The 20994-nt window shown below is 43.0% G+C and carries 22 protein-coding genes; 17 read left to right on the top strand and 5 right to left on the bottom strand.

Going from position 1 to position 20994, the window contains the following annotated elements; all coding sequences use genetic code 11:
* Positions 1-140 precede the first annotated feature (140 nt).
* From GVO60_RS00655 to GVO60_RS00630, 6 genes are all read left to right on the top strand, one after another.
* On the top strand, positions 141-977 hold the full coding sequence (locus tag GVO60_RS00655) for a winged helix-turn-helix domain-containing protein (protein ID WP_159650583.1): 837 nt from the start codon (positions 141-143) through the stop codon (positions 975-977).
* Positions 968-1447, top strand: a complete 480-nt coding sequence (locus tag GVO60_RS00650) for a hypothetical protein (RefSeq protein ID WP_159650582.1) — start codon at positions 968-970, stop codon at positions 1445-1447. The genes GVO60_RS00655 and GVO60_RS00650 overlap by 10 nt, the downstream gene beginning before the upstream one ends.
* Positions 1448-1610: 163 nt before the next feature.
* On the top strand, positions 1611-1964 hold the full coding sequence (locus GVO60_RS00645) for an XRE family transcriptional regulator (protein WP_159650581.1): 354 nt from the start codon (positions 1611-1613) through the stop codon (positions 1962-1964).
* Positions 1965-2061: 97 nt separating this feature from the next.
* Entirely contained in the window at positions 2062-2733 is a 672-nt protein-coding gene (locus GVO60_RS00640; protein ID WP_159650580.1) for a DUF3313 domain-containing protein, read from the top strand.
* Between the two features lie 17 nt (positions 2734-2750).
* A complete protein-coding gene (locus tag GVO60_RS00635; protein ID WP_159650579.1) occupies positions 2751-2966 on the top strand; it encodes a DUF3820 family protein in 216 nt (71 codons plus the stop codon).
* Positions 2967-3006: 40 nt separating this feature from the next.
* The gene (locus GVO60_RS00630; RefSeq protein WP_159650578.1) at positions 3007-3249 is read left to right on the top strand and encodes a hypothetical protein; all 243 of its coding nucleotides are present in this window, start codon (positions 3007-3009) and stop codon (positions 3247-3249) included.
* 244 nt (positions 3250-3493) lie between these two features.
* Here the strand turns inward: GVO60_RS00630 and GVO60_RS00625 are convergent, their stop codons facing one another.
* Positions 3494-4723, bottom strand: a complete 1230-nt coding sequence (locus tag GVO60_RS00625; RefSeq protein WP_159650577.1) for an RNA polymerase sigma factor — start codon at positions 4721-4723, stop codon at positions 3494-3496.
* 3 nt (positions 4724-4726) lie between these two features.
* On the bottom strand, positions 4727-5086 hold the full coding sequence (locus tag GVO60_RS00620; RefSeq protein ID WP_159650576.1) for a YciI family protein: 360 nt from the start codon (positions 5084-5086) through the stop codon (positions 4727-4729).
* A 665-nt stretch (positions 5087-5751) separates the two neighbouring features.
* On the opposite strand from GVO60_RS00620, the gene GVO60_RS00615 reads away from it, so the two are divergent.
* The 3 genes from GVO60_RS00615 to GVO60_RS00605 all read left to right on the top strand — a co-directional run bounded on the left by GVO60_RS00615 (position 5752) and on the right by GVO60_RS00605 (position 8806).
* A complete protein-coding gene (locus tag GVO60_RS00615) occupies positions 5752-7017 on the top strand; it encodes a RidA family protein (RefSeq protein ID WP_159650575.1) in 1266 nt (421 codons plus the stop codon).
* A 155-nt stretch (positions 7018-7172) separates the two neighbouring features.
* On the top strand, positions 7173-7778 hold the full coding sequence (locus tag GVO60_RS00610; protein ID WP_159650574.1) for a class I SAM-dependent methyltransferase: 606 nt from the start codon (positions 7173-7175) through the stop codon (positions 7776-7778).
* Positions 7779-7804: 26 nt separating this feature from the next.
* Complete coding sequence (locus GVO60_RS00605) at positions 7805-8806, top strand: S66 family peptidase (RefSeq protein ID WP_162596519.1); 1002 nt, start codon at positions 7805-7807, stop codon at positions 8804-8806.
* A gap of 57 nt (positions 8807-8863) precedes the next feature.
* Here the strand turns inward: GVO60_RS00605 and GVO60_RS00600 are convergent, their stop codons facing one another.
* The gene (locus tag GVO60_RS00600) at positions 8864-9112 is read right to left on the bottom strand and encodes a hypothetical protein (protein ID WP_159651398.1); all 249 of its coding nucleotides are present in this window, start codon (positions 9110-9112) and stop codon (positions 8864-8866) included.
* A gap of 231 nt (positions 9113-9343) precedes the next feature.
* On the opposite strand from GVO60_RS00600, the gene GVO60_RS00595 reads away from it, so the two are divergent.
* From GVO60_RS00595 to GVO60_RS00565, 7 genes are read left to right on the top strand one after another with little or no spacing between them, the layout of a single operon-like run.
* Complete coding sequence (locus GVO60_RS00595) at positions 9344-9982, top strand: hypothetical protein (RefSeq protein ID WP_162596518.1); 639 nt, start codon at positions 9344-9346, stop codon at positions 9980-9982.
* 9 nt (positions 9983-9991) lie between these two features.
* Complete coding sequence (locus GVO60_RS00590) at positions 9992-10675, top strand: ABC transporter ATP-binding protein (RefSeq protein WP_159650573.1); 684 nt, start codon at positions 9992-9994, stop codon at positions 10673-10675.
* Positions 10663-11922, top strand: coding sequence for an ABC transporter permease (locus tag GVO60_RS00585; RefSeq protein WP_159650572.1), 1260 nt, complete (start codon positions 10663-10665; stop codon positions 11920-11922). Before GVO60_RS00590 ends, GVO60_RS00585 begins: the two co-directional genes overlap by 13 nt.
* A complete protein-coding gene (locus GVO60_RS00580) occupies positions 11915-12688 on the top strand; it encodes an outer membrane lipoprotein-sorting protein (RefSeq protein ID WP_159650571.1) in 774 nt (257 codons plus the stop codon). The genes GVO60_RS00585 and GVO60_RS00580 overlap by 8 nt, the downstream gene beginning before the upstream one ends.
* Position 12689: 1 nt before the next feature.
* Entirely contained in the window at positions 12690-13955 is a 1266-nt protein-coding gene (locus tag GVO60_RS00575; protein ID WP_159650570.1) for a hypothetical protein, read from the top strand.
* Complete coding sequence (locus GVO60_RS00570; RefSeq protein WP_225874879.1) at positions 13955-14992, top strand: sensor histidine kinase; 1038 nt, start codon at positions 13955-13957, stop codon at positions 14990-14992. The genes GVO60_RS00575 and GVO60_RS00570 overlap by 1 nt, the downstream gene beginning before the upstream one ends.
* Before the next feature lie 27 nt (positions 14993-15019).
* Complete coding sequence (locus tag GVO60_RS00565) at positions 15020-15811, top strand: LytR/AlgR family response regulator transcription factor (RefSeq protein WP_159650569.1); 792 nt, start codon at positions 15020-15022, stop codon at positions 15809-15811.
* 56 nt (positions 15812-15867) lie between these two features.
* Here GVO60_RS00565 and GVO60_RS00560 read toward each other — a convergent pair whose 3' ends face one another.
* Together GVO60_RS00560 and GVO60_RS00555 are read right to left on the bottom strand one after the other, a co-directional pair.
* Entirely contained in the window at positions 15868-18057 is a 2190-nt protein-coding gene (locus GVO60_RS00560) for a sensor domain-containing phosphodiesterase (protein ID WP_225874878.1), read from the bottom strand.
* 191 nt (positions 18058-18248) lie between these two features.
* Positions 18249-19880, bottom strand: coding sequence for a glycoside hydrolase family 13 protein (locus GVO60_RS00555; RefSeq protein WP_159650568.1), 1632 nt, complete (start codon positions 19878-19880; stop codon positions 18249-18251).
* A gap of 146 nt (positions 19881-20026) precedes the next feature.
* On the opposite strand from GVO60_RS00555, the gene GVO60_RS00550 reads away from it, so the two are divergent.
* Positions 20027-20923 carry a LysR family transcriptional regulator gene (locus GVO60_RS00550; RefSeq protein WP_159650567.1) on the top strand — a complete coding sequence of 299 codons (897 nt, stop codon included), beginning with the start codon at positions 20027-20029 and terminating at the stop codon, positions 20921-20923.
* The last annotated feature ends 71 nt before the right edge of the window (positions 20924-20994 follow it).

Below are 20994 nucleotides of genomic sequence, written 5' to 3'. Positions count from 1 at the left end.
ATTCGACATTGATTTATAAAAACTTGTAGGTAGACTGTCCCTCTTTATAATTTTGCTCAATTGGCTTGATTTCCAGCGCCTGCAAGTGCTGGTCAAACCTTAGCCAAAGATGTTGCCCTCTAAACAAATTGATTGATGAAATGAAAGCGGTTCAATTTTCGAATTTAATTTTAGAATGTGCGACAAGGACGTTACGCAATCAAAACGGAAACAAAGTTGTCTTAAGGCCTTTGCCTTATGAGGTACTTTTGGTGCTTCTGCAAAGTGAGGAGCCAGTGACTCGAGATGAGCTGTTTCAACGATGTTGGGAAGGGACGGTTGTTACTGACCAAGCGTTAACCAACGTGATTTCTAGTTTGCGCAGAAACTTGTTGTCTCTCAAGGCGAAATGCGTCGAAATCAAAACGATCAGTAAAGTGGGTTACTTTATTGAAGTCGATGGTATTGAAATAGAGCGTTTACCAGATGTAAAAGCCCCTGAAGATGTACCTCGAATGTTTGTTGATAGTGAGCTTTCTGCGTTACCTCCGACTCATTTCGATGTGCCTAGTTCTCGTCCGGTGAATCTTGCGAAATTGATACCTGCACTACTGTCTACGATACTCATTATTACTTTGTTGCTAATCAGCTACTTTAAGCCGTTTTCAGAAAAGCCTGCGTTTATAAAGAAAGGTCGGTATGAACAATTTGCTCTCGGCGACACTCATTATTTTTTTAAAGATATGACGTCAGGTTTCGTTAGTTCTGATGAGATGCAGGAGCAACTTTCACGCACGATCCCTCCTACCTGCGGGGTCGATATTTATATTCGTCTTTTTCCTTCAAGTTATGAGCCGGATAAAGTCGCTTTATCTGTTTGGTTGCAGCAAGAAGGTGGCAAGAGAAACCACAATTTTCGTCAATTTGCTGTCGAGAAAGAACAGATTGCAACCTATATTTCAGAGGCTTTGATTAATAGGGAGGTCACATGCGATTAGTGCTCTCTTTTACCACATTATTGTTGGTTGCGGTCATCATTTATCAATGGAAATACGAAGAATATGACTTCAGTGGTACCCGCTGGCATTGCTCTGAAACTCAAATGGGGTTCACGTCCAAGGCGTATGGCAATTACGATAAAATCGAAGAGCTAACTACGATCTATTTTCCTACAAATGGAAGTGCTCTTTACTATCAATCGGGTACTTTGACACATAAAAATGGTGATATTGAACCGTTTGAGCTAGTCGTCACCTCTAAAAACAAGATCGTAGCGAATCGTATCGAGCAAACATTTACTTCTGTCGATTGGAGTGAGAAACCCCTCAACTCTCCTTTATTCATTAGAGATAAAAACAGCGCTGTTGGTTATGAATCTGAGCTCAACTATTATATCGACGGTAAAAAACTCTACTTTTTCAGTAAATCGGGTAGTGAAGAAGATAACTACGCGTGCCATAAGGTATAGGTTGCCGCTTGCTAAATGATGACGATTTAGTCTTTAGAGTGGCTTGATGCTTTTATTGGCAATGATCTGAACCAAACCTTAAATTTGCGCTAACTCTTACCTGACATGTGGATGTATGAAAACACTGACAATCCATTGTATAAACCAATACAAAGGAACTCCCATGGAATTTACAGAACAAGACAGAGAAGCGCTTTACCAAACTTGGATGTCTAAGAAGTCAAAGATGCGCTTAACTCAAATGGAATTCGCCAAAAAACTGGGGATGAACCAACTGACTTTCTCGCAAACGTTACGTGGCGAAATTCCAATGACAATGTCGTTCGTTAGTCATTTTTGCCGACATCTGCGCCTTGAGCCTAAGCATACATTCCCGTCATTAAAAGAAGTGAACCATACTGGTCCAAAAGTCGTTTACTTAAAGAGCCGAATGAGCGTTGATGGTGAGATTCAAAACGCTTACATTGAAGGTAATCAGGTCATTGTTGAGTACGCTCATACTATTCACGAAGCATAAATTTAGACATTACTCTGGTTTAGTTGAAAGTTCATTCGACATCCATCTAGTTTATGGTATGGCATTCACTTGAATGTGATGAAGTTGAGTGCGTTCTATGAAATACCTAAAGTTGTTGATGATACTAGCCGTGAGTTTAAGTTTAGTTGGTTGTGCAAATGGCCCAATACAAAGGGCAACAAAATTTACGTCTTATCAAGACTTTAAGCCAGGTCCTAAAGATGGTGTAGACTTGGTTTGGGCTCGGATAGGTCTTCAAGACCCAGATCGATTAAAAGCAAAGTTAGATAAGTATGATTCCGTGGTGATTGACCAAGTGTTTGTTATCGCAGATGAAGGGACACTGGACAAAGAAGACATTCAAGAACTTACAGATTACACGGTTGAAGCCTTGAAACAGAAGGTTTCTCTCTATAAAAAGGTTGTAGAGAAGCCAACGGGTAATACATTAAGAATCAGCATAGCATTGAGTAATGTGGAAACCCCCAATCCTATTTTAGCGGTTACAAGCAGTGTACTGCCGGTTGGTCTAGCAATATCTACGATTTCTAAAGTGGCGACCGGTGAGCATACGAATGTTGGAAGCGCGAGCATCGAAATTTTGGTTAGCGATGCCCAAGAAGGGACACCACTTTTTGCCGCCATTGATAGAGAAGCAGGCAACAAAGATTTCTCCACTATGGTAGATTCTCTAGATGACGCAAAAGATGCGATTAACTATTGGGTTGGCCGATTAGGTGCTACTCTAGAGGGCTGGAAGCAGCCATAGAAAATAAAGCGAAGAGAATGCTCGAAAAAGAAAATTTATTGAAGCTAGCAAGAATTCAAATGCCTTTTGGTAAATATGCAGGAAGAGTACTGATTGACTTACCTGAAGAGTACTTGTTGTGGTTCGATAAGAAAGGATTCCCAGAAGGGGAGCTAGGTGAACTGCTAAAACTTTGTCTCGCACTGAAGATTGAAGGTTTAGATACGGTTGTTAAGCCCTTAAAGCGAATGTAACTGCCACAGAAACTCCTCTATTTTAATTAAAAGACGTACTATGAATTTTGATATCAATGCACTGAAACATCACCAACTGGTTGAAGATGGTCAACTCGAGGGATGTTACATTCATCAGCCTGCTCAAGGCAGCCAACAAGACGATAAAGCCGTTTTAGCAGAGCGCCAAGTGCTAGAAAAGATGGGATACAAGGTTATCCAGGTTAAAGCTAAAGGCGGGACAACAACCTTTGCCGAAGCAATGCAAAAGCTTGCGAAGCAGACGGGGCACCAGCTTCAGTAATCAGCGGCGTGCTCAATCAAAATCCCGCTAAAACTTTTCCCAATATCACCAGCGTTAATAAAAGAGTTAAACGTTCAGTTTGACTCTTTTTTCTATAAATTCAATGATTTGATAATCATTCACACTTCATGCATTTTTTAAGTTCATCATTTACAAACAAAGCTATCGACTCTTAGGTAAAGGTGATTTGTCTGCGTGTGGCACTGTTTATTGTGGAAGGGAGACGAAACCGGCAAAGAGTAAATCAACTTGTCACGTCATGTAATTTCAACTCCAAAAACTTACGTGTCGCCACACTTGGTGCTTTCTCAATAGCTAGGCTGTAAAAATGGTTAGCTTCTGCCTTTTGTCCTAATTTACTAAGAATGTACGCCCGAGCGGCATACCAAGGTTGGTAATCTTTAAGGTCTTCTTTTAACTCGTTCAATTTATTGAGTGCCAATTTGGGGTGCTTAGTTTCTGCAATCACGACAGCCCAGTTCAAAGCGACAACCGGAGTCGGTTCGAATTGCCATAGAGATTGATATAGAAGAGCCATCTGATGCCAATCTGGGTTAGGCTTTTCCATATGACAATCGGCAATAGCCGCCTTGATCTGAAACGGTCCAACTTGTCTTTTTTCAAGTGCATTGGAAAGGAGGAGTTGCGCTTCATCAATACTACTTTTCTTCCATAGTGCGCTGTTTTGCTCTTCAACAGGCACCATGATGCCATCTTCACTTATTCGAGCAGTGCTTCTGGCATCCGTAAGCAACATTAATGCAAGTGCACCTTCTATCTCTGGATCATTGGGCCGCAGTTTTGTAAGAAGCCTAGCCAAAAAAATGCCTTCTTGGCATAGCGAACGAGAGCACTCAGTCTCCATGACGTAACCAGTAGTGAATATCAAATAGATGGTTGTTAACACCGTATCTAATCTGTCATGCCATCTATCTGGCTCCGGGATAGAGAAGAGAATACCTTTAGCTTTAATCTTTGCCTTTGCACGATATAAACGCTGTCCCATGGTTTGTTCATTATCAAGAAAAGCGGCGGCAATTTCCTTTGTGGTTAAATTGCAGACTGTACGCAGTGTCAAAGCGACACGAGACTTTTCTTCTAAGGCTGGGTGGCAGCAGGTAAAGATAAGGCGAAGACGTTCATCAGGAATCGTTTCAGGAACGTCATACACCTTATTATCGTCGGAAATGTCAGCAAGATCTTCAGCTTTACGTTGATCTCGCTGCATCTCTCGAAAATGGTCTATCCCCTTATTCAAGCCCACTCTCAGTAGCCAAGCCGTTGGGTTATGAGGCGGACCAGAGCGAGTCCAGTGCTTTAACGCCGCAATTGAGGCTTCCTGTAGGGCATCCTCGGCCACTTGAAAGTCACCAAGGCGTGAAATCAGCCCAGCCAAAAGCCGCCCTCTGTCTTTACTCAGGACATCATGAATAATATGACTGACAGCGATCGCTTTTGAAGGGGCATTATTCATACGTTAGTCAGCTTCGTTGTAATCTAACACTGGTCTTATTTCGATAGTGCCAAACTTAGCGACGGGAATGATTTCTGCACATCGTAGTGCGGCATCCAAGTCGGGGACATCAACGATATAGTAGCCCCCCAAGTGCTCGCGCGTTTCTGCAAAGGGACCGTCCATAGTTTCTACCTTGCCGGACTTAATCCGCAGTGAAGTTGCCGTTTCTGTCTCCTGTAACCCTTCGCCTGCGACAAGTACTCCCTCTTTTTCGAAAGTCTCTGAGGTAGTGGCAAAGTCTTCCATCATCTTGTCAAATTCAGGTGTGCCAAATGTAGGTTCTTGATCAGGTGCAGCGTAAAGCAAAAGCATGTATTTCATCTTAAGTTTCCTTTTGGTTTGTTGTTTCCTTCTCAAGGACGTTTGCGCATGGCTATTTTCGACACGCAGTCAAAAATTTTTTTGCCTTTTGAATGTACAATAGAACAGAGACCAAATAATGATCAATTAGGAGATTTGTGTTCAGTGTCGTTTAAGTATCAGCGTATAAAAGGGCACTATTGCCGCAGTAGGTTGTTAAGTCTCTTGCGTGAATGTAAAAGATTGTAGTGGAAATGGATGCGTTGTATCGGTTTTTTTATTAGCCAAATTAAAACCTAGAGAATTTATTCACTAATACCGACACAAAAGGCGGTTTGTTGGTGGAGTTTTGGCTTAAGGAAACGACTTATTGTGAACCAGTTATCAGAAACCAACGAAAAGTCCCCCTTATTAAAAATTGTCGCGTGAGATTGTATTCATAAATTTCGAATCAATAGAATAAAACAGGCGGCCGATAGTCAAGTTTTCAGGATTTTTGGGATAAATAGTCGCGTAGTGACTAAATATCCTGTCTGTTACTTTATTCTAGTGCAATCGTATTTTGATTATTGTCACACTTAGATTAAGTGAATTGACTTAACATCTCGTCATTCCAATTATTAATTATAAATAACCCTACCGAAGATAAATATATATCTAAGACAAAATAAAGGATAAACATTAATATGAGTGGCGGTATCATTAAAGTTTCAAGAAATACAGATAATGCACCTAAAAGCGAACTATCTACACAATCAGTTGCTTTTTCTCATTACAATAATATCTCTGCTCAATTGCCAGTGGATCCTAAGACTGGTGAAATTATCGTTGGCGGAGTAAAAGAACAAGCGACGCAATGTTTAACTAACATTAAAGCGATTGTAGAAAGCATCGATCATGTGATGGATGATGTGGTTAAAATTAACGTGTTTGTTAAAAATATCGCGGACCTTGACGCTGTGAACGAAGCGTATGCAGCATTTTTCCAAGAGTACTTCCCGACACGTACTTGTGTTGCTGTATCAGCATTACCAATGAGTGATGCGTTAGTACAAATGGACGCTCTTATCTCAAACGGAGAAGGTACTTACCCACAAGACCCATGTGAGCTAATTAAACTTGCTCGCAATACAGAAAGAGCGCCAAAAGGTGAGCTATCTACTCACACCGTTGCGTTTTCTCACTACAACAACCTTTCTGCTCAGTTACCGATTGACCCTCAAACTGGCGCATTGGTTACAGGTGGCGTAAAAGAGCAAGCTGCACAATGTTTGACGAACATTAAAGCAGTGCTAGAAAGTATTGACGTGCCATTCGATGATATTGTTAAAACAACGATTTACGTGAAAGATCTAGCAAGCATTGACGAGGTAAACGAAGTTTATACAACCTTCTTCCCTGATTCTGCTATCGCTAGAACTGTGGCTTACGTACCTGCGCGTAGTACAGTTGTCGCTGCAGATCTGCCAATGGATGCACTTGTGCAAATCGATGTAGTGGTTTCTCATGGTGATGGTACTCCTCCACAAGAAGTGGAAGACAGACACGGTATTGTGATTCGCGCGAACAATACGGATAGTGCACCTTTGAATGCACTTTACACACAAACAGTGGCTTTCTCACACTACAACCATATTGCAGCTCAACTTCCGATTGACCTAGCGTCTCAAGGACTTGTGGCGGGTGGAGCGAAAGAGCAAGCTGAGCAATGTCTGACTCACATTCGTTCTATTGTTGAAAGCATTGGTCATGTGATGGATGACGTAGTGAAAATAAACGTTCAATTGCGTGATATGGCAGATTTCGATGCATTGAATGAAGTATATCCGTCATTCTTTGAGAAAGAGCTTCCTGCAAGAACGGTCATCGGTGTTGCGGATATTCCAATGGGTGCCGCAGTTCAAATTGATGCTGTTATTTCAAATGGTGAAGGCACACCACCACAAGTTTAATTAACATCACTAATATATAACGGGATGTATTGTTTGTTAGCGCAAATAATACATCCCGTTTTTTATAAATATTGCATGAAAAATTTGTCTGCTTTGTTTAAATGAAAAACATATGTTAAGTTTACGTGGTTATTTATATTATTTATGGACGTAATATGAAACCTACGGATATTGGCAAAGCATACGATCAAATTACACACCTTTGGTTGAGTGAGCAGTTCAATCTTAATAATGGTATGGATGCTCATAACAGGGCGCTATCGTTTGTTGATAGCCGTGGTCTAGCGCTTGATGTTGGCTGCGGTTGCACAGGACGTTTTATTGATTTTTTGAGTGCAGAAGGCTTTGCGATCGAAGGGATGGATATCTCGGAAAGCATGATTGCTTTGGCAAAAGAAAAGCACCCCAATAATGTTTTTTACCATGCCGATATCTGTGAATATGTCTTTGATAAAAAATACGATTTTATCACCGCTTGGGACAGTATTTGGCACATTCCTCTTGCTGAGCAGCGATCTGTCATTACTAAAATCATCGATGGCCTGAATGAGGGCGGGGTGTTTATTTTCTCTTTTGGTGGGACGCCAGAGCCGGGTGATCATGAAGATGATTTCATGGGGCCTAAGGTTTATTACTCCTCTCTTGGTACCGATGGTTTCCTGCGTTTGTTTATGGAGTTAGGTTGCGTGATTCGGCATTTAGAATTCGAACAGTACCCCGAGCTTCACACCTATCTTATCGTACAAAAACCGCTCAAATAATCTCTAGCTTCAAAAAAGGAATTGATATGTTATTGGCTCGCCCTCTAAAGCAAGGGGATACAATTGGCTTTTTCTCACCGTCTTCTCCTGCAACTGTCTTCGCTCCCAAACGATTTGAACGAGCGAAAGCCTTCTTGGCCAGCAAAGGGTTTAAAGTAAAAGCAGGTAGTCTGACCGGAGAAAGTGACGGTTATCGCTCTGGTTCTGTTCAACAGCGAGCGGAAGAGCTTAATGAATTGATCAGAGATCCGGATGTTCGTTGCATTATGTCTACGATAGGTGGCTACAATAGTAATGCGTTGTTGCCATACATCGATTATGAAGCATTGAAACGAGACCCTAAAATTATTATCGGTTACTCGGATGTCACCGCTTTGCTGATGGGTATCTATGCTCAAACGGGGTTAATTACGTTTTACGGCCCCGCACTTGTTGCGTCGTTTGGCGAACTCGCTCCGTTAGTTGAGGAGACGTTTGATGCTTTCTCCGATTTACTTGTTGAACCGTATTCGGTCCCTTATTGCTATACAATGCCGAAAGGGTGGACAGACGTGATGATCGACTGGGAAACACAACAAGAGACTAAACCCGTTCAAGAAAACCAGTGGCAGTTTTTGGGTTCAGGAACGGTTGGTGGGCGTATCATAGGTGGAAACCTCAATACCATGAGTGGAATCTGGGGCAGCCCTTATATGCCTGAAGTTCAAGAAGGCGATATTCTGCTTATTGAAGATTCACTTAAGTCAATTGCGGACGTTGAACGTTCCTTCAATCACCTGAAGCTGTGTGGCGTGTTTGATAAGGTATCCGCTATCGTCCTAGGAAAGCATGAACTGTTTGATGATAAAGGAACAGGTCGACAACCACTCGATGTATTGCAAGAGGTACTGAATGGGCAGGAAGTGGCGATTTTGTCAGGGTTTGACAGTTGCCATACACATCCAATGCTTGTCACTCCTCTGGGTGTGAAAGCCAGTATCGATTTTGATAGGTCGTCGTTCACATTGGAAAGCGCTTGGCTTAATTAGATTCCAATAAAAATGGCTCTCTAAGTTATGATACTTAAAGAGCCATCTTTGCTGGGCTTAATGTGCTTTTTTAGGGCCTAATCGAACCAAGTCTTGTCCGGTTTTAAACACTTCCTCTGTTACCCAACGACCTAAAATAAGCTGGTGCTTGTCGTCTAGAACGGCAACAAAATGGCGGCCAGATGCGTTGTGCGTTGCTAATGCTACACCTTCTACGTTTTGTAAACCTAATAAGCCGTTTTCCACGCCAAGAAGAAACGATTCAAGCTCAGCTAAGTTATCAATTACATTGTTGTCATCAATCATCACAGTTTGCTCTTTAAATAGGGCTAAAAGTTGCACTTCAATTATGGCTGCTACTTTAACCATCCTACACTGTTAATTCTACTCTCTTGATGAGCATCCGCTCAGACATTCACCGTTTACTCCACATATTTGCAGTTTAATCTGTGAATCGACAGTTTGTCGCAAAGTGAGGAACGTGAGTTTTATTGGATTTAATCTAACATGGTCAAACAACGTAATAGGGATAAGTTGATGAAAAAGTTCAGAATGATGATGTTGGTGGGTGCACTGTTTAGTGCGAGTGTAATGGCAGCGCCAAGTGATAGTTTGATTGCACAATATAACCAAGCTGCGGAAGGTGATGAAGAAGCTGTGGAGTTGGTTTACCAGCAACTAGATAAATTGATTGCAGCTCAAGGTGCTGATGCGTTGAGCCTTGTTTACCTTGGTAGTACGGAAGCATTGATGGGGCGTGACGCGTTTATGCCATGGAACAAAATGAAATATACCGAACAAGGATTAGCAACCATTGCCAAAGGTCTTGATCTTCTTCAGGTCTCAGAAACTCCACTCGCTCAGCAACAGATTCGTCAAGGTTTGCCAGAAGCCTATTTAGCGAGAGCGATTGCAGCAGCAACTTACACTTCACTCCCAGATATGTTTAACCATTTTGAACGTGGCTATGATCTGTTCCTTGACCTGTTAGCCGATGAGCAATTTCAGCAACAACATTATGATGCGACATCGTGGATCTATATCTACGCCATTGAAGCGGCGTTACGTGCAGAAGATAGCGATCAAGCGAGTAAATGGTTGTCTTTCATGCAGCAAAAGAACGCAAATCATCCATTAACGATTCAAGCTCAGGCCATACTGGACAAAGCTGCTTAAGGAGGCGTTATGCTCACTTTCAAGAACGTGACCAAACATTACCGATTGGGGCAACAAACGGTAGAGGCGCTAAAAGGTGTCTCTGGGCAGATCAATAAAGGTGAAATGGTGGCGCTTTGCGGCCCGTCTGGTTCCGGTAAAAGTACATTACTGAATACGTTAGGTTTACTAGAGATGGATTACCAAGGGCAGATTGAACTCGCAGGCAAAGCATACCCTAAAGATCCAAAGCAAGCAGCGATGTATCGCCGTACAAAACTAGGGTTTGTATTTCAAAGATTTAATTTGATCCCGGTAATGAGTGCGTGGGAAAACGTCGCTTACCCTCTGATGTTGAACGGTTTTAGCTTAGCTGACCAAGAAAAAAAAGCTCGTGAGATCCTCGACAAAGTCGGTTTGGCTGAGTATGCCAACCACAGACCAGACAATCTTTCTGGTGGCCAGCAGCAGCGTGTGGCGATTGCAAGAGCCTTAGTACATCAGCCAGAGATGGTTATTGCAGATGAACCCACCGCAAGCCTCGATAGTCATACCGCTTCAGTCGTGATTGACCTTATGAAAACGCTGGGGCATGAGATGGGAACAACTTTCATTGTCGCAACTCATGATCCTCGAATGGCAGTGCAATGCGATAGGACGATTGATTTAGTCGATGGACAGATTACTGCGGAGGCAATGAAATGGGCCAGTTAATTCCTTTGTCACTGCGGGTCGCTTTTCTAAACTTACAGCGCAATCGACGTCGTAGCCTTCTCTCTGTGCTAATTATTGCGATTGCCGTGTTCGCACTGACTTCGGCTGGGGGCTTTGGTTTATATACTTATGAATCATTAAAAGAATCGACAGCAAGAGACACCGGACACATCACGATCAGTCAACCTGGCTACTTTGAGCAAGATGAAGAGATGCCTCTTGAAAATGGATTGGCTGACGCTGACGTGATTTCAAAAGCTCTGCTTTCCAATAAGAATATTCGTGGCATTCAGCCTCGTATCGAATTTAACGGACTGGTTTCAAATGGCAGTAAATCGACCATTTTTATTGGCTCAGGTGTCAATGATCGTGAATTTGATATGAAAGGGCCTTTTCTAGATGTTCGCGAAGGCAAGACCTTGTCCAGTGTGAGTTCTTCTCGCTATGACCCATCAGAGCCAGAAGTGATGTTGGGAGTCGATTTAGCGAAGAACTTAAAAGTTGCTGTAGGTGACTGGGTGACTCTGTTAGCAACCACGAGTGATGGTGCGCTAAATGCCTTTGATTTTAAAGTTCGTGGTATCTATTCGACGGGTGTTCCTGAGTTAGATAAACGCCAGCTTTACCTGCACATTCAATCTGCGCAAGAACTGTTGTCGAGCGAAAAAGTGAGTACCTTATCGGTGTTTCTATTTGAGACAAAGCTGACTAAAAATGTTCAGTCCTGGGTTGATCAAACACTATCAGGGTTAGATTTGCAGCAAGCGGTTGAACTGACGCCTTGGCAAGAACGCGCGTTCTTTTACGCGAAAGTGAAAGACCTTTATGACCGCATTTTCGGCATCATGGGAGCGGTAATGGCATTGGTGGTGTTCGTTGCTCTGTTTAATACCATGACAATGTCTGTGACTGAACGAACTCGTGAAATTGGCACCTTGTCAGCGCTTGGAACGTATCCTGCGGAAATTGTGACTGGCTTCGTTAAAGAGTCAGGGTTGCTTGCCTTTATTGGCGCTATGGTTGGTGGGCTGCTAAGTGCGCTTTTAACGGTACTATTGATGGTTGTCGATGTCCAAATGCCGCCACCTCCAGGAAGAACGGATGGCTATCCACTGAGTATTTATTTTTCTTTTGAACTCTTAATGTACTGTTCGGCTGGCGTGGTAGTCATTTGCATTCTAGCGGCATGGCTATCAGCTCGAAAAGGTGTAAAAAAACCAATTACAGAGGCTCTCACTTATGTTTAATACGATGAAAGGAACGTTGTTGATTACCCTGAGCTTATTCGGCTTTTCGGGCAGTGTCTTTGGCTCAGAAGAGAGCCGTGATGTCGCTACTATGGTTGTTAATGCAGACAATTATCGCCAAGGGTATGACGCTGCAAAAGTGGTGTCGAAAGTACAGTTGTTTGAACATGCTAAGCTGGATAAAACGCGCGAATATCATGTTTATACGCGCTCGAATCGTGAATCTTTAGTGGTGTTTAAATCTCAAGTGGAAGAAGGGCAAAAGATGCTCATGCTTGGTGATAATTATTGGTTATTAATGCCAAAGAGCCGACGCCCTATTCGAATTACCCCTATGCAAAAACTCCTAGGAGAAGCCTCTGTTGGCGATATTTCCACGCTAACTTGGAGCGAAGACTATCACGCTTCTTTGGTTGATACAGAAGAGCTCGAGGTTGAGAGTAACGCTGTACTCGCCCATAAACTGCGTTTGCGTTCCACGACAAAGGGGGCGAGCTATGATCGTATCGATCTTTGGTTAGACACCGAAACCGACTTTCCGTTGAAAGCTGATTTATACCTTCGTTCGGGTAAATTAGCGAAGCGAGCACTGTTTCAAGCTGGTGAACTTAATGGAGAGAAGCGCGTTGTCTCAATGGTGTTGCTAGATAAAATTCAGCCAGCAAAGAAAACAGTGATTTCGTATCAAGAAATTACGCCATTTGAACTTGAAGATAAATACTACAATCCTGCGTACTTGACTCGAAACGTTGCGGCGGAGCTCTGATATGAAAAACATATTAGGGCTAGCAGGAGTAGCGCTAGCTTTGCCTCTATATGCGCAGCCACTTAGCTTCGAGTGGGATTGGACACTCAGTGCCAATTCAACCACGCATCAAGACTCTTCGCTGTTAGGTAAAGCAATTGAGAATAACAGCCAAGCGCTGGATGCCTTACTGGATGTTGAGGTTAGTGCATTCAATTGGACAGGGCTAATTGCAGCGAAAGGAAGTCAGGTTTGGGCAAGTAGCGAGCAAGCTGAGTACCGAGGCGAACTGATCGCACAGGAGCTGTTTTGGCAAGGTAGCGCATCGTTCTTTGATCTGCCGATTGATTTTACACTAGGTAAGATGAGGCTTGATTGGGGGGTAGGGTATGGCTACAGACCTTTAGATGTGTTTAAGCCATATCGACGCAATCCAGTCGGTATTCAGGTTGAAGAAGGGACGTTGATCGCAATGAGCTCCTATTTTGATGACCAAGGGGAGTGGAGTTTGGTTTATAGCGATTCTTCTTATACCCAACAAGATGGCAGCCAGTTGGAAGAAGAATCTGAGCATCAAGGGATCGGACTGCGCCGCTATGCTCTAGTTGGGGATAGTGAATGGCAAGCCTTAGCTTACTATGACAATGTTCGTCATGGGTTAATTGGTGGCTCAATTGTGACTCTTTTGGACTCTGCTTGGGCTGTTCATTTGTCCGCGCTTTATCAACGCCGTTACCTTTCATATCAACAAGCGGGTATTGATGCGCCCGTATCTTTAACAAAGGAAGATGATGGTTATCAGGTATTAGCCGGTCTGAATTGGGCAAATGCTGTGGGAAACAACATCATTCTTGAATACTGGTATGACAGTAGAAGTTGGAGTCAATCGCAGTGGGACAGTGCTCAGAAACGCGCTGAAACCTTGTCGAAACAGCCTGCCTTTCAAGGATTGGCGAGCTCTTATGCTCAAGGCCTAAATCACGCTAACTTAGTCCAGCACAATGTGATGTTTCACTGGCAATTGGACTCGAGCGCTTGGAGTCATTGGGGGTGGTCTCAGCAGCAACTTTGGATGAATAAATTAACGCCAACGTTGGATGTGCTTTTTGCTCCGCAAGATGGCGGGGTTATTGCGACCCAGTGGTTAGATTATCAAGCGTATGATTCTGGAGATACGTCGATAAATTTGGAAATGGCATTGCGTTTTATGACCGGGAGCAAAGATGCGCTGTATGCAAATTTGTCGGATAAGCGTATGATTTTCTTAAATCTTAAAGGACGATTTTAATGCAGACAATGAACGAGCGAAAGGGAACCAAGGTAATTCGTAGTTTTGTCGTGACTACTCTATTTTGCGTTGTTATTGCATTTGTGACTCAATCGATTTGGCCCAGCGAATTTGCGGAACATTTGTTGATTAGTGTCGGTTACGGATACAGTGCGGTGATCACTTCTCATTTGATTGCATGGCTAGCTCCGCAAGTTTCATCGTACTTGTTGACTGGCGCATCACTGGCCGGTGCTATGCTATTCGGCACGATGAACGCACATTTTTTACTGAATAAGTATGATGACTTTGCCTCATTGGAGCAGCTAAAGCCGGTTATTATTCTTGGCTTTATATTTAGTTGTACCTGTTTTGTCTTCTTTTATGCTCACGAACAAAAGCTCATCGCTCAAAAAGAAGCAGAAATCGCAAAGCGCAAACAATCAGAGCATGAGAAAGCGATGATTCAAAGCCAACTACGTCAGTTGCAAAGTCAGATTGAACCTCATTTTTTATTTAACACATTGGCCAATGTAAGCGTGCTAATTGAACAGGATCCGGCTCAAGCAAGATTAATGCTAGAGAAGTTAACCGATTTGCTGCGTGGTACATTGAAAAGTAGTCGTCAGGAGCAATCGACGTTGCAATCTGAACTCGATTTGGTGGATGCATACCTAGCAATACAGAAAGTGCGCCTCGGTCAGCGTTTGGATTACAAGATCGACAACTCACTCCTGAGTGATATCAACTTGCCACCTCTCGTGCTGCAACCTTTGGTTGAAAATGCTATTCAACACGGAATCGAGCCCAAAGCGGAAGGGGGATGCGTTGAAATCGTCACTCAAGAAGCTGGGGATTCGTTAGTTATTGAGGTGACAGATTCTGGGGTTGGAATACATGGTAGTTCTAATCACGCAGGGCACGGTGTCGGTTTAGAAAATACCCAACAACGCCTTAAAGCTTTGTTTGGTGATGAGGCAAGTTTAGCATTGCTTGAAGTCGCTACAGGGGGCGTTAAAGCGAAAGTTTCAATTCCGCTTGTGCAGCTACGCGGGTAGTTAAGTGATCATTATAAGGGAGAAAGAATGACTAGAAAGGCAGTGACAGCCATTATCGCTGATGATGAACCATTATTGCGTTTTCACCTTAATAAGACGTTGGGTGAAGTATGGCCGGAGCTTGATATAAAAGGAATCGCTGAAAATGGAGAGCAAGCGCTGGCATTAGTGGAACAGCATCAGCCAGACATTGCTTTCTTGGATATTCGCATGCCTAAATGCGATGGCATGCAAGCGGCTAAGCAATTGATGAAAAAAGGCCACTCAACGTTGGTGGTGTTTGTCACCGCTTATGACGAGTATGCCATTCAAGCGTTTGAAGCGAATGCGGTCGATTACCTTTTAAAACCGTTAACGGAGGAGAGGCTTGACCAATGCGTTGCAAAACTCAAGCAACGACTCGACAGGCAATCTGAAACTATCGCGCCGGACATGGCTGCGCTTTTACAACAGATGCAGCAATTCTCAACGAAACCTGAGCCGAGTTATTTGAGTTGGATTCGAGCCAATAAAGGTGATGATATTCATTTGATCTCTGTGTCTGATGTTCTTTACTTCAAGGCTGAAGATAAATACGTCTGTTTGTATAAACGCGAGCAAGGCAAAAAGATGGAGTATTTGCTGAGAACGTCTCTTAAAGAGCTCATCACTCAATTGGACCCAGAGCTATTTTGGCAAATCCACCGATCTACGATTGTGAATGTCTCAGTGATTGAGAAAGTGAAAAAAGAGTTCACAGGGAAAATGGTGGCGGTGGTTGATGGAGAAAAGTTACCAATCAGCCGTGCGATGCAAGCACGTTTCAACAGTGCTTGGTAACTGTTCAATCGGATGAGAGCAAGTAAGGCCTAAGTGTTGTTAGGCCTTAAGTCTCGTTAATATACGAGTGCCTCTTTCTCGTTTATTTCATGCAAATAGTGAATGAGAGGACGAGGTTTAGCGACGCCATAACCTTGTGCGTAGGTGATGCCGAGGGAGTTTAAAATTTCAATATGCTCATGGCTTTCAACAAATTCAGCGACTGTTTCTAAGCCAATCTCTTTGGCAACTTTACTAATAGAGCTGACTATCAAGCGGTCTGATTCGTTGGTCGGCAGTTCTTTTACAAATTCGCCATCGACCTTCAATATATCGAGTGGTAGTCGACGCAAGTAAGCAAAACTCGCATAACCTGTGCCGAAATCATCTAACGCAATTTTGCAGCCAGCATTACGTAGAATCGTAATAGTTTCAATCGCTTGCTGTTCGTTTTGCAACGCTGAAGATTCTGTAATTTCAAAACAGATACGTTTTAGGGGAATCTCAAACATTTTCGCACTGGCAAGAATATCGTGTGCGAGATGCGAAACCCCTAAAGATTTAGCCGTTAGATTGATGGCACATTTTTCAATTTTATCCCATTCGTGAACTTGTTCGTGCAGCATTTTAAAGGTGTTGTGCACGACCCATTTGTCTAACTGTGTTTCAAGACCAAATTGGTTAACAAGTGGGAAAAATTCCGCGGGTGTAAGTCGAACACCATTTTCAGGGTTAATTCTAAGTAGCACTTCAAAGCTGTGTAATCGCTCTAGATCCCCAGCAGTAAGCTTTAAGTATGGTTGGCAATTGAGTTCAAACCAGTTGTTTTTAAATGCCTTTTGAATGTAGCTGAGCTTATCTACTTTGCCCTCTAGCGCGGGTTCGTCAACCCAGTTTAGTTTCGTGTCACTGATCGGTGGCTGATCGCACAAGTGAGATACCAAATCTTGAATATTGGAGCGTTTACCCGCTTGAATGCAGTGAAGTGTCGGATCCACTAACGAAATTGAAGTTCCTTTCCAGTAAAACTGAAACTCGTCGAGCATTTGCGTGAGGTTTTTAAGTTCATTTTTAATGCCTTTGGTCTTATGCGTATAACCTAAGATACCCAAGGTGAAAGGAGGTCTGTAGCAGCGACCGACTTGTGAATCACTATCCAATAATTCTTGTTGAATTTGGGCAATAAGCTGAGATTTACCTTCATGGCCGATATCACCTAACTTAGAGAGTGTCGGTGCCAAGTCTAGATAGATAAGAATGATCTTATTGTGGTGAATGATATCTTCTTTGAGTTGACCAATGTTGAATAGACCCGTGTAAGGGTCAATGCGCTCTGCATGTATTTGCGATTTCAGCATATCGTGATGTTTTAGCACATAGCCGGCAATCAAGTAACTTAGCGAAGTAATGACGATGAGTACCATCATGAGTCCGTAGAAGTTATCGTCCAACGTGGCGATTTGATTGACGCGCTGTACGCCAGCATAAACCATAGTCAGCATGACCAATGCCCCGACGGATAGTGGTCGAACAACGCCAAACTTACCTAAACCTATAGTAACGAGTAAAAATACCGCCAAACATGTTGAGAACAATGTTGTTGTGTTTTGAAAGCTAAAGGCGATGGTCATCAATAGACTGCAAGAGAGCAGCCACAGCGGAAACCACCACTTATTCTGATTAGAGTTTCTGAGTTCTGAGTCTAAGAGCATGTAACGATGCCCATTTTTTCTTGTGAAGAGACTCGTCAGAAACAGTAATAAAGGGGTGACGATTAAGTGAGTCAGAGCCGTCCCCAGCATTGCATAAAATAGAAATTGTGCTGAAAGATGCTGCTTTTCTGTTGCTGCACTAATAGCGAACATCTGCAATGTATTTCCGATGGGGATTAACACGCCAAAGAATAGGAAAAACAAACCAAGTTGCTCTGAACCGGATTCAATCAGTTTTGATCTACTCGCTCTTAAAAAGAATGTAGAGACTAGCAAAGGCAGAATAGGCATAGTTACGGCAAATGCGGCCGCCATTAGCGGATCTCTCCCTGATTGGAAATAGTAGGTAAACAGTGCGGCCGCGATGACGGGGAATGCTCGCCACTGAAGTGTTAAAAAGCTAACCGCCATCACAGCGCCAACAAATGAGATGATCTGGTATTTGATCTGGTCGACAATGAAATGAGACGAGATTTCGAACCCCAGTAAAATCATAAAGAAAATGACAAGGTAGGAAAGCCATTTAGAACTACGTTCAGTAAGGGGGGTATTCATTTTTTGTGTGCTCTTAACCAACTGCATTCACTGCATTTAACTACGCATAGATTACCACGATTAAATTATTTGGATAAATGAAACTGATTTAAATGGATGTATTGGTTTAAAGACGAGAAAGTGGAACGAAGAGTTGCTTAAAACTAAAGCAAAAAGCGCCCGTTTAATGAGCGCTTTTACGATGGTTAGGTTTAGATGGCTACCGCGAAGGACTGGTAGGGAGCGAGTTTCATATTGCTTTCTAAATAATCAATCGTTTGATAGTTAGTAATCAGTGATTTGCATTTATGGCCGCAAAGGTGCTCAGGTAGAACGATTTCAACGGCGTGATCCGTGAAGTTATTGATAACAACAATATGCTCGTTCTCATCTTTACGCTCGTAAGCAAAGACTTGAGAGTGGTCCTCTAATAGTGGGATGAAATCACCGTAAACAATCACTGGGTGCGCTTTGCGTAAAGCAATCAACTGTTGGTAGTGATAGAAGATCGAGTTTTTGTCTTCTAGCGCGTCAGACACGTTGATTGTTGGGTAGTTTGGGTTGAGCTCAATCCAAGGTTGACCAGATGTAAAACCAGCATTTGATGAGTTGTTCCAATGCATTGGTGTACGAGCGTTGTCTCGACCGTTTTCATGAATCGCTTTAAGCATATGATCATGACTTACACCGGACTCGGTTTTTACTTTGTAGAAGTTCAACGTTTCGATATCTTTGTACTGGTCGATCGTGTCAAAAGCAACATTGGTCATTCCTATCTCTTCCCCTTGAAAGATATAAGGTGTGCCTTTCATGAAGTGCAGTGTAGTGGCGAGCATTTTCGCTGACTCAACGCGAAACTCTTTGTCACAACCGTATTTAGAGACAACGCGAGGTAAGTCATGGTTGTTCCAAAATAGTGAGTTCCAACCATCATTCTTTAACTCCACTTGCCACTTAGTTAGGACTTGTTTGAACTCGACCAAATCAAGCGGCTTAGGTTGCCATTTATCACCATCTTGCCAAGTGAGTGTGATGTGCTCAAATTGGAACACCATCGACAACTCATCTCGATCTGGGTTGCTGTAGAGCTTAGCGATATCCGGTGTCGCGCCCCAAGTTTCGCCTACCGTCAGAAGGTCTTTGTCCCCAAATGTTGCTTGGTTCATTTTTTGTAGCAATGGATGCAATCGCTCGCCATTGCCTGTGATGCCTTTGTCGATCTCTTTACCGATCAGATCAATAACGTCTAAGCGGAAACCGCCAATCCCTTGATCGATCCACCAATTCATCATGTCGAACACTTTTTGATGTAGGGTAGGGTTCTCCCAGTTTAGGTCAGGCTGTCTTTTAGAAAATAGGTGGAAGAAGTATTGTTGGTTCTCTTCGTCCCACTGCCAAGCACTGCCACCGAAGATGGAGTCAATATCGTTGGGTTTCGAACCGTCTTCTTTCGCATCTCGCCAGATATAGAAATCGCGGTATTCACTGTCTGGGTTAGATTTTGCTTCGACAAACCAAGGGTGCTCGTCAGAGGTATGGTTGACGACTAAATCCATTACGATTCGGATGTCACGCTGCTTGGCTTTATCAAGCAGTTCGCGCATATCTTCCATGGTCCCAAACTCTGGAGCAATGGCTTGATAGTCAGAGATGTCGTAGCCATTGTCATCCATTGGGGATTGGTAAACAGGCGAAAGCCAAATGACGTCAGCGCCCAGTGATTGGATGTAGTCGAGTTTGCTAATGATACCTTGGATGTCACCGATACCATCGCCATTAGAGTCACAAAAACTGCGTGGGTAAATTTGGTATACCACACTATCATGCCACCAACGTTTTTCCATTTTTATACCTGTAATTGAATCGGAATCTGAGATTGACTATAGCGAACAACGTAAATGAAAAATAATTGATTCTTTGAATTAGGCTATAGAAAAAATCAATATCAAAAGCTACTCTTCTCCCATTATTTTAATCGGTGATATAGATAATGGATAAGCAGTATCGTTATTTCTATGAAGTGGCGCGTCAAGGCAGCATCAAAGCGGCGGCGGACAAGCTCTTCATTAGCCAACCGTCACTCACAACGGCGATAAAAAAGCTTGAAGATCAATTGGGAGCGAGTCTATTTATTCGTCGCTCGAAAGGTGTTGAGCTTACTGAGTATGGCTGGGTTTACTTTCGTTATGTGCAAGAGATTCAAGAAAAGCACAATGTCATGATTCATCAGCTGTCGGAAATGAAGCTACGCAGTGGTGGTAAAGTAAAGCTGGGTGTCGGTGAGGCTTGGTGGGAATGCTTTGCGGCGAAGGCAATTAATGGATTTAGCCAATTGTATCCAGCGAGTTCGATGCACATTGAATTCGGCAACGGGTTATCTATGTTGCACCACTTGGTTAACGACGAAATCGATCTTTTTGTGGGCCATGAGATCAGCGGTATCAATAATCGATATCGAGTGCGTTTTATTCCGTTATTTCAAGAGCAAGAAGCTTGGTACGTTAGGCCCGATCATCCACTTTTAAATCAAGATGATATCGAGAAAAAGGCTTCTGATTATCCTTTGCTAAAAGTAACACCAGATCACGCAAGACATGGTGATGTGTTAACGGAGGAGGGCGCTGAGTTGTTTACGGTTGCCGCACAAGAGACGCGAGTAATCTATGAGCTGGATTCGCTTTCCGCAAGCATCGATATGGTGAAAATGAGTGATGCCATCATGCCCTACACCTGCAAAATGGAATCGGTGCTAAAGGAGAAAGGGTTGATCAGGTTATGGCTGAACAAATCTCAGCGCGGTCAAGTCGGCATTTACACCAAAGTAGGGACATTGACTGAACCGACTGCGGCTTTGGTTGACCTTATTTGTAAAAAAGCCGGAGAGTGATCTCCGGCAAAAGGATAGGAACTTAAAATTTTCCCACTTAAGCTGGTGGAGGCTTAAGTGGGAGGACAAAA

The sequence above is a fragment of the Vibrio atypicus genome (genome assembly GCF_009811315.1).
GTDB lineage: Bacteria > Pseudomonadota > Gammaproteobacteria > Enterobacterales > Vibrionaceae > Vibrio > Vibrio atypicus.
Note: the sequence above shows the minus strand (reverse complement) of the source record. Positions and strands in the feature narration are given on the sequence as shown.

Bases quoted from the DNA above. Each gene is read 5' to 3' on its own strand.
- GVO60_RS00655 (WP_159650583.1), top strand. From the start codon at position 141: ATGAAAGCGGTTCAATTTTCGAATTTAATTTTAGAATGTGCGACAAGG.
- GVO60_RS00650 (WP_159650582.1), top strand. From the start codon at position 968: ATGCGATTAGTGCTCTCTTTTACCACATTATTGTTGGTTGCGGTCATC.
- GVO60_RS00645 (WP_159650581.1), top strand. From the start codon at position 1,611: ATGGAATTTACAGAACAAGACAGAGAAGCGCTTTACCAAACTTGGATG.
- GVO60_RS00640 (WP_159650580.1), top strand. From the start codon at position 2,062: ATGAAATACCTAAAGTTGTTGATGATACTAGCCGTGAGTTTAAGTTTA.
- GVO60_RS00635 (WP_159650579.1), top strand. From the start codon at position 2,751: ATGCTCGAAAAAGAAAATTTATTGAAGCTAGCAAGAATTCAAATGCCT.
- GVO60_RS00630 (WP_159650578.1), top strand. From the start codon at position 3,007: ATGAATTTTGATATCAATGCACTGAAACATCACCAACTGGTTGAAGAT.
- GVO60_RS00625 (WP_159650577.1), bottom strand. From the start codon at position 4,723: ATGAATAATGCCCCTTCAAAAGCGATCGCTGTCAGTCATATTATTCAT.
- GVO60_RS00620 (WP_159650576.1), bottom strand. From the start codon at position 5,086: ATGAAATACATGCTTTTGCTTTACGCTGCACCTGATCAAGAACCTACA.
- GVO60_RS00615 (WP_159650575.1), top strand. From the start codon at position 5,752: ATGAGTGGCGGTATCATTAAAGTTTCAAGAAATACAGATAATGCACCT.
- GVO60_RS00610 (WP_159650574.1), top strand. From the start codon at position 7,173: ATGAAACCTACGGATATTGGCAAAGCATACGATCAAATTACACACCTT.
- GVO60_RS00605 (WP_162596519.1), top strand. From the start codon at position 7,805: ATGTTATTGGCTCGCCCTCTAAAGCAAGGGGATACAATTGGCTTTTTC.
- GVO60_RS00600 (WP_159651398.1), bottom strand. From the start codon at position 9,112: ATGATTGATGACAACAATGTAATTGATAACTTAGCTGAGCTTGAATCG.
- GVO60_RS00595 (WP_162596518.1), top strand. From the start codon at position 9,344: ATGAAAAAGTTCAGAATGATGATGTTGGTGGGTGCACTGTTTAGTGCG.
- GVO60_RS00590 (WP_159650573.1), top strand. From the start codon at position 9,992: ATGCTCACTTTCAAGAACGTGACCAAACATTACCGATTGGGGCAACAA.
- GVO60_RS00585 (WP_159650572.1), top strand. From the start codon at position 10,663: ATGGGCCAGTTAATTCCTTTGTCACTGCGGGTCGCTTTTCTAAACTTA.
- GVO60_RS00580 (WP_159650571.1), top strand. From the start codon at position 11,915: ATGTTTAATACGATGAAAGGAACGTTGTTGATTACCCTGAGCTTATTC.
- GVO60_RS00575 (WP_159650570.1), top strand. From the start codon at position 12,690: ATGAAAAACATATTAGGGCTAGCAGGAGTAGCGCTAGCTTTGCCTCTA.
- GVO60_RS00570 (WP_225874879.1), top strand. From the start codon at position 13,955: ATGCAGACAATGAACGAGCGAAAGGGAACCAAGGTAATTCGTAGTTTT.
- GVO60_RS00565 (WP_159650569.1), top strand. From the start codon at position 15,020: ATGACTAGAAAGGCAGTGACAGCCATTATCGCTGATGATGAACCATTA.
- GVO60_RS00560 (WP_225874878.1), bottom strand. From the start codon at position 18,057: ATGAATACCCCCCTTACTGAACGTAGTTCTAAATGGCTTTCCTACCTT.
- GVO60_RS00555 (WP_159650568.1), bottom strand. From the start codon at position 19,880: ATGGAAAAACGTTGGTGGCATGATAGTGTGGTATACCAAATTTACCCA.
- GVO60_RS00550 (WP_159650567.1), top strand. From the start codon at position 20,027: ATGGATAAGCAGTATCGTTATTTCTATGAAGTGGCGCGTCAAGGCAGC.